At 66.8% G+C, this 6,380-nt stretch carries 6 protein-coding genes; 4 read left to right on the top strand and 2 right to left on the bottom strand.

What is annotated here, in order from left to right; translation table 11 throughout:
• Positions 1 to 111: 111 nt before the first annotated feature.
• From SAZ01S_RS22780 to SAZ01S_RS22765, 4 genes are all read left to right on the top strand, one after another.
• A complete protein-coding gene (locus tag SAZ01S_RS22780; protein ID WP_084584625.1) occupies positions 112 to 822 on the top strand; it encodes a cytochrome b/b6 domain-containing protein in 711 nt (236 codons plus the stop codon).
• Positions 819 to 1,550, top strand: coding sequence for a molybdopterin-dependent oxidoreductase (locus SAZ01S_RS22775; protein WP_084584624.1), 732 nt, complete (start codon positions 819 to 821; stop codon positions 1,548 to 1,550). The genes SAZ01S_RS22780 and SAZ01S_RS22775 overlap by 4 nt, the downstream gene beginning before the upstream one ends.
• 96 nt (positions 1,551 to 1,646) lie before the next feature.
• Positions 1,647 to 2,873 carry an SAM-dependent methyltransferase gene (locus SAZ01S_RS22770; protein WP_084584623.1) on the top strand — a complete coding sequence of 409 codons (1,227 nt, stop codon included), beginning with the start codon at positions 1,647 to 1,649 and terminating at the stop codon, positions 2,871 to 2,873.
• A 237-nt stretch (positions 2,874 to 3,110) separates the two neighbouring features.
• Entirely contained in the window at positions 3,111 to 4,328 is a 1,218-nt protein-coding gene (locus tag SAZ01S_RS22765; protein ID WP_084584622.1) for an argininosuccinate synthase, read from the top strand.
• Positions 4,329 to 4,508: 180 nt separating this feature from the next.
• On the opposite strand, the gene rarD is transcribed toward SAZ01S_RS22765, so the two are convergent.
• Positions 4,509 to 5,402, bottom strand: coding sequence for an EamA family transporter RarD (rarD, locus tag SAZ01S_RS22760; protein ID WP_084584621.1), 894 nt, complete (start codon positions 5,400 to 5,402; stop codon positions 4,509 to 4,511).
• Between the two features lie 51 nt (positions 5,403 to 5,453).
• Positions 5,454 to 6,380, bottom strand: a 927-nt coding sequence (locus SAZ01S_RS22755; protein ID WP_245825152.1) for a dihydrolipoamide acetyltransferase family protein, incomplete at its 5' end; no start/stop codon positions are given.

The following is a 6,380-nucleotide window of genomic DNA, read 5'->3' as shown; positions in this document are numbered from 1 at the left end:
TTAACCGATGGCGGGGTGCACCACCATCGGTTACACCCCTCCGACCTGCCTGCGGCAGGCCACCTCCCCTTCCAGGGGAGGATCTGAAGTCGGTGAAGGAGAGACGAGTAGATGGCCGAAGCACCCCGCCTGATCTACCGCCATCGGCTGATCACCCGGCTGTGGCACTGGATCAACGCGATCGCGCTGCTGATCATGGTCGGCAGCGGGCTGATGATCTTCAACGCGCATCCGCGGCTCTATTGGGGGCAATATGGCGCGAATTTCGATCATGCCTGGCTGGAGCTGCCGCGCTTCCCGGGCTGGGTGACGATCCCGTCCTATTACAGCCTCGCCGGCGCGCGGCACTGGCACTTCTTCTTCGCGCTGGTGCTCGCCTTCGGGCTGCTGGTCTACCTGCTCTGGAGCCTGGCGAACGGCCATATCCTGCGCGACCTGCGCATCCGCGCGCGCGAGCTGGGGCCGGGACACCTCTGGAAGGACTTCAAGGACCATCTCGCCCTTCGCTTCCATGATCCGAAGGACCCGCGCGCCTACAACATCTTCCAGAAGCTGGCCTATGTCGGCACGCTGTTCGTGCTGCTGCCCGCGGTGATCCTCTCCGGCCTCGCCCTGTCGCCCGGCATGGACGCGGCCTGGCCCTGGCTGACCGCCTTGTTCGGCGGGCGGCAGTCGGCGCGCTCGGTGCACTTTATCGCGATGGGGGCGATCCTCATCTTCCTGCTCGTCCACCTGACCCTGGTGCTGCTGGCAGGACCGATCAACGAACTGCGCTCGATGATTACCGGTTGGTGGCGCGTGCCCGCGGAGAAGCAGCCATGATCCTCACCCGCCGCAACCTGCTGGTCGGCGGTGCCGCCGGGCTGCTTACCGGCTGCGACCAGTTCACCGACAGCCCGGTGCTGGCCAGCGCGGAGGAGGCGCACCGCTTCCTTCAGCGCTCGATCGGTCGCGGTTCGCTCGCCACCGAGTTCCGACCCGAGCAGCGCAGCCCGATCTTCCGGGTGAACGGCACCCACAATCCCGACACGCCGATGTATAACATCTGGGCCGGCACCCGCTTCGTCGACTGGCGGCTGAACGTGGGCGGCATGGTCGCCCGGCCCATGCAGCTCACGCTCGAGCAGCTCCAGCACATGCCGCAGCGCGCGCAGATTACCCGCCACGACTGCGTCGAGGGCTGGAGCGCGATCGGCAAATGGCAGGGGCCGCAGCTCTCCACGATCCTGAACGCCGCGGGGCTCAGTTCCCGCGCGCGCTACATCGTCTTCCATTGCGCCGATCGCTATGGCGACAGCGGCTATTACGAGTCGATCGACCTGATCGACGCCTTCCACCCCCAGACCATCCTCGCCTGGGCGCTCAACGACCACCGCCTGGATGTCGGCCACGGCGCACCGCTGCGGCTACGGGTGGAGCGGCAGCTCGGCTACAAGCAGGCGAAATATCTGGTGGGGATCGAGGCGGTCGCCTCGCTCGCCGGAATCGGCAAGGGCAAGGGCGGGACGTGGGAGGATTCGAACGGCTATCAATGGTATGCGGGGATCTGAGCGCGAGTCCGAAACCTACGCCGAGATAGGTTGTTTTGCGGCGAACCGAAACGCAATACGGGTTTCCCCGAAACAAACGTCGCTTACTGGATCGCCATGGCCCTGATTGATCGCTTCCTCGACCGCGCCGTGAAGCGCGGCGAGCTCACCCTGATCCGCCCCGATGGCAGTTCCCGACGCTTCGGCAGCCCCGATCCCGATCTGAAGCCCGTGACGATGCGGCTGTCCAAGGGCGCCGAGGGCCGCATCGTCCGCGATCCCGCCCTGGGCGCTGCAGAAACCTATATGGACGGCAGCCTGAACTTCGATGCCGGCGACATTCTCGACCTGCTCAACCTGGTCACCGCCAACAATGCCTGGGAGAAGGGCGATGCGGTGCTCAAACCTTCGGCGCTCAGCCGCGCCACCGGCAAGGTCGCGCACTGGCTCGGCCGCAAGAACATGGCGCGCAAGTCGAAGCAGAACGTCGCGCACCATTACGACCTCTCGGCACGGCTCTATGACCTGTTCCTTGATGCCGACCGGCAATATAGCTGCGCCTATTACACCGATCCGGCGAACAGCCTGGAACAGGCCCAGGCCGACAAGAAGGCGCATATCGTCGCCAAGCTGGCGATCCAGCCCGGCATGCGTGTGCTCGACATCGGCTGCGGCTGGGGCGGCATGGCGCTCTACATCCACCAGAAGACCGGCGCCGAGGTGCTCGGCATCACCCTGTCCGAAGAGCAGCTGAAGATCGCCCGTGAGCGCGCCGAAGCCGCGGGCGTGGCGGACAAGGTGAAGTTCGAGCTGATCGACTATCGCGCGCTGGAGGGCCAGTTCGATCGCATCGTCTCGGTCGGGATGTTCGAGCATGTCGGCACGCCGCAATACCGCACCTTCTTCGCCAAGTGCCGCGAGCTGATGACGCCCGAGGGCGTGATGCTGCTCCACACCATCGGGCGTGCGGGCGGGCCGGGCTATACCGATGCGTTCACGCTCAAGTACATCTTCCCCGGCGGCTATATCCCGGCGCTGTCGGAGATCGCGCAAGGCTATGAGGGGCTGCGCTATTTCCTCACCGATGTGGAGGTGCTGCGCATGCATTACGGCCACACGCTGAAGGCCTGGTACGACCGCACCGTCGCCGCGCATGACGCGATCGTCGCACTGTACGACGAGCGCTTCTTTCGCATGTGGACCTATTATCTTGCCGGCTCCTATGTGAGCTTCATGAATGGCGGGCTGGTCAACTACCAGCTGCAATTCTCCCGCTCGCGTACGGCGCTGCCGCTCACCCGCGACTATATGGTCGAGGCCGAGGCACGGCTGCGTCAAAGTTGATCCTGCAGGCGCGGCCCGTCAGCCGCCGTCATCCCGGCGAAGGCCGGGATCCATTGGCGCTACGGATCGGCTCTTGTCCTCGCGGAGTGGCGATTGGATCCCGGCTTCCGCCGGGATGACAAGGGGGGTGTTCCGCGCCTGCATCGCCCCCCACCTCCAGCGGATATTGCGCGGAGGGCGCGGGGACCCTAGAGGCCCCGCGTTTCCCCTTTCCTTTTTCCCCGGAGTCGCTGCCCCATGTCGGATAAGATCAATCGCGTCGTCCTCGCCTATTCGGGCGGCCTGGACACGAGCGTGATCCTGAAATGGCTGCAGCAGACCTATAACTGCGAGGTCGTCACCTTCACCGCCGATCTCGGTCAGGGCGAGGAGCTGGAGCCCGCGCGCAAGAAGGCGGAACTGGCCGGCGTGAAGCCCGAGCACATCTTCATCGAGGATGTGCGCGAGGAATTCGTGAAGGACTATGTGTTCCCGATGATGCGCGCTAACGCGCTCTACGAGGGGCTGTACCTGCTCGGCACGTCGATCGCCCGTCCGCTGATCGCCAAGCGCCAGATCGAGATCGCCAAGCTGGTTGGTGCCGATGCGGTGAGCCATGGCGCCACCGGCAAGGGCAACGACCAGGTCCGTTTCGAGCTGGGCTATTACGCGCTCAACCCCGACATCAAGGTGATCGCGCCGTGGCGCGAATGGGACCTGACCAGCCGCACCAAGCTGATCGAGTTCGCCGAATCGCACCAGATCCCGGTGAGCAAGGACAAGCGCGGCGAGGCGCCCTTCTCGACCGACGCGAACCTTCTCCACACTTCGTCCGAGGGCAAGGTGCTCGAGGATCCGTGGGAGGAAGTGCCGGACTATGTCTACTCGCGCACGGTGAACCCCGAGGACGCGCCCGACACGCCCGAGACGATCACGATCGATTTCGAGCGCGGCGACGGCGTGGCGCTGAACGGCGTGGGCATGTCGCCGGCGACTTTGCTCACCGCGCTCAACGAGCTCGGCCGCAAGCACGGCATCGGCCGGCTCGACCTGGTCGAGAATCGCTTCGTCGGCATGAAGTCGCGCGGCATGTACGAGACGCCGGGCGGCACCATCTATCACCTCGCGCATCGCGGCATCGAGCAGATCACGCTCGATCGCGGCGCCGCGCACCTCAAGGACGAGCTGGCGCCGCGCTATGCCGAGCTGATCTACAACGGCTTCTGGTTCTCGCCCGAGCGCGAGATGCTGCAGGCCGCGGTGGATTACAGCCAGGAGAAGGTCACCGGCACCGTGCGGCTCAAGCTGTACAAGGGCAGCGTGATCGTCACCGGCCGCAAGTCGCCCTATTCGCTGTACAGCGAGAAGGTGGTGACGTTCGAGGACGACCAGGGCGCGTACGACCAGCGCGACGCGGCGGGCTTCATCAAGCTCAACGCCCTGCGTCTGCGGCTGCTCGGCCGCCGCGAGGGGTAATCGCTACCGCGGTCCCCCTCCTCCGGCTACGCCGGGGGAGGGGGACCGCGCCGCGCAAGCGGCGTGGTGGAGGGGGCGCCGCAGATTGCGGCGTCCTTTTTCGTATGTAAGGGTGCCCCCTCCACCACCGCCTGCGGCGGCGGTCCCTCTCCCCCGGGCTGCGCCCGAGGGAGGAGACGCTTACGCTCGCAGCGCGGCGCGATACGCCCGCAGGCTGTCCCAGGCGTAGAGCGCGCAGCCCGACCAGATCAGCGCGAAGGTCGCGAGGTGCACCGGCAGCACCGGCTCGCCGAACAGCCACACCGCCTCCAGGAACTGCAGCGTCGGCGCGATATATTGGAGCAGCCCCATGGTCGCATAAGGCAGCCTTTTGGCGGCCGCAGCGAACAGCAGCAGCGGCGTCGCGGTGACCACGCCGGCCGCGATCAGCAGCAGGTCGATCCGCGTCGAGCCGCCGAACGCCGCCGTGCCGCTATGCTGTGCCCAGAGCAGCACCGCGAGGGCGGGTGGACCCAGCAGTAGCGTTTCCACCGTCAGCCCGCCAAGCGCATCGATCGCTGCGACCTTGCGCAGCAGGCCATAGCCGCCAAAGCTCAGCGCCAGCGCGAGCGGGATCCACAGCCCGCCGCCGCCATGCAGCGTCAGCAGCAGCACGCCCAGCGCCGCCAGCCCGATCGCCACGCCCTGCCAGCGGCGCAGCCGTTCGCCGAGCACCAGCATGCCGAGCGCCACATTGACCAGCGGGTTGATGAAATAGCCGAGGCTCGCATCGAGCACATGGGCGTTCTGGACCGCCCAGATATAGACCAGCCAGTTGATCGCGATCAGCGCCGCGCTGCCGACGAGGAACAGCAGGGTCCGCCCCCTGGCAGCCGCGGCAATGCTCCGCACGCGGCGCAGTGCCACCACGATCACTGCGAGCAGCAGCAGCGACCAGAGCACGCGATGTGACAGCACCTGCAGCGCGGGCACCGATTGCAGCAGATGCAGGTACAGCGGCAGCACGCCCCACAGGCTATAGGCGGCAACACCGAGGAGGAGACCGGCGCGATCGGCGCGCTGAACATTGGACATTGCCCCTTGTTGCGCCGTGTTGCAGTGCAACGCAACAAGGGGAGGGATTGCTCAGTCGGCGAACAGCAGGACCGGCGTCTCGAGCAGCTTCTTCACCGCCTGGACGAAGCTCGCCGCGTCCCAGCCGTCGACGACGCGGTGGTCGCAGCTGACCGACAGGTTCATCAGCTTGGCGCGGACGATTTCGTCCCCGTGGAAGACCGGGCGCTCGACGATCTTGTTCGGGCCGATGATCGCGACTTCCGGCCGGTTGATCACCGGCGTCGTCGCGATGCCGCCGAGGGGCCCAAGCGAAGTGACGGTGAGGGTGGAGCCGCTCAGTTCCTCCGACTTGGCCTTTCCGGTGCGCGCGGCCTCGGCGAGGCGGGTGATCTCGCTCGCCAGCTGCCAGACATTCCTGTCCTGCGCGTCGCGGATCACCGGCACCATCAGCCCGGCATCGGTCTGCGTCGCCATGCCGAGATGGACGCGGCCATGGCGGGTGACCACCCCGGCCTCGTCGTCATAGCGGGCGTTGAGCATCGGGAAGTCGGGCAGCGTGCGGCACAGCGCCACGATCAGGAACGGCAGCATGGTCAGCTTGGGCCGCTGGCCGCGGTTGGCGTTGAGGTCGCCGCGCATCGCCTCCAGCGCGGTGACGTCGATCTCGTCGACATAGGTGAAGTGGGGGATGGCGCGCTTCGAGGCGGCCATGTTCTCGGCGATGCGGCGGCGCATGCCGATCACCTTCACCGGCTGGTCCTCGCGGGCGCGGGATGCGTGGGGGGCGTGGTAGCCCTGCGCGCTGCCATAGCGGAGGAAGGCGTCGAGATCGGCATGGCGGATGCGGTCGCCTTCGGCCGGCTTCACCTGCGCGAGGTCGATGCCGAGGTCGGCGGCGCGGGCGCGGACTGCGGGGGAAGCGAGGACATGCACCTTCTCTCCCCCTTCCGCTTGCGGGAGGGGGGCGGGGGGAGGGGTTGACGTGGCAGTGGCGGG

Source organism: Sphingomonas azotifigens NBRC 15497 (genome assembly GCF_002091475.1).
GTDB lineage: Bacteria > Pseudomonadota > Alphaproteobacteria > Sphingomonadales > Sphingomonadaceae > Sphingomonas > Sphingomonas azotifigens.
The sequence above is the reverse complement of the archived record's forward strand: the minus strand, read 5'-3'. Positions and strand labels throughout refer to the sequence as shown.

Excerpts from the sequence above, each read along its gene's own strand:
- SAZ01S_RS22780 (WP_084584625.1), top strand. The coding sequence starts at position 112 with ATGGCCGAAGCACCCCGCCTGATCTACCGCCATCGGCTGATCACCCGG.
- SAZ01S_RS22775 (WP_084584624.1), top strand. The coding sequence starts at position 819 with ATGATCCTCACCCGCCGCAACCTGCTGGTCGGCGGTGCCGCCGGGCTG.
- SAZ01S_RS22770 (WP_084584623.1), top strand. The coding sequence starts at position 1,647 with ATGGCCCTGATTGATCGCTTCCTCGACCGCGCCGTGAAGCGCGGCGAG.
- SAZ01S_RS22765 (WP_084584622.1), top strand. The coding sequence starts at position 3,111 with ATGTCGGATAAGATCAATCGCGTCGTCCTCGCCTATTCGGGCGGCCTG.
- rarD (WP_084584621.1), bottom strand. The coding sequence starts at position 5,402 with ATGTCCAATGTTCAGCGCGCCGATCGCGCCGGTCTCCTCCTCGGTGTT.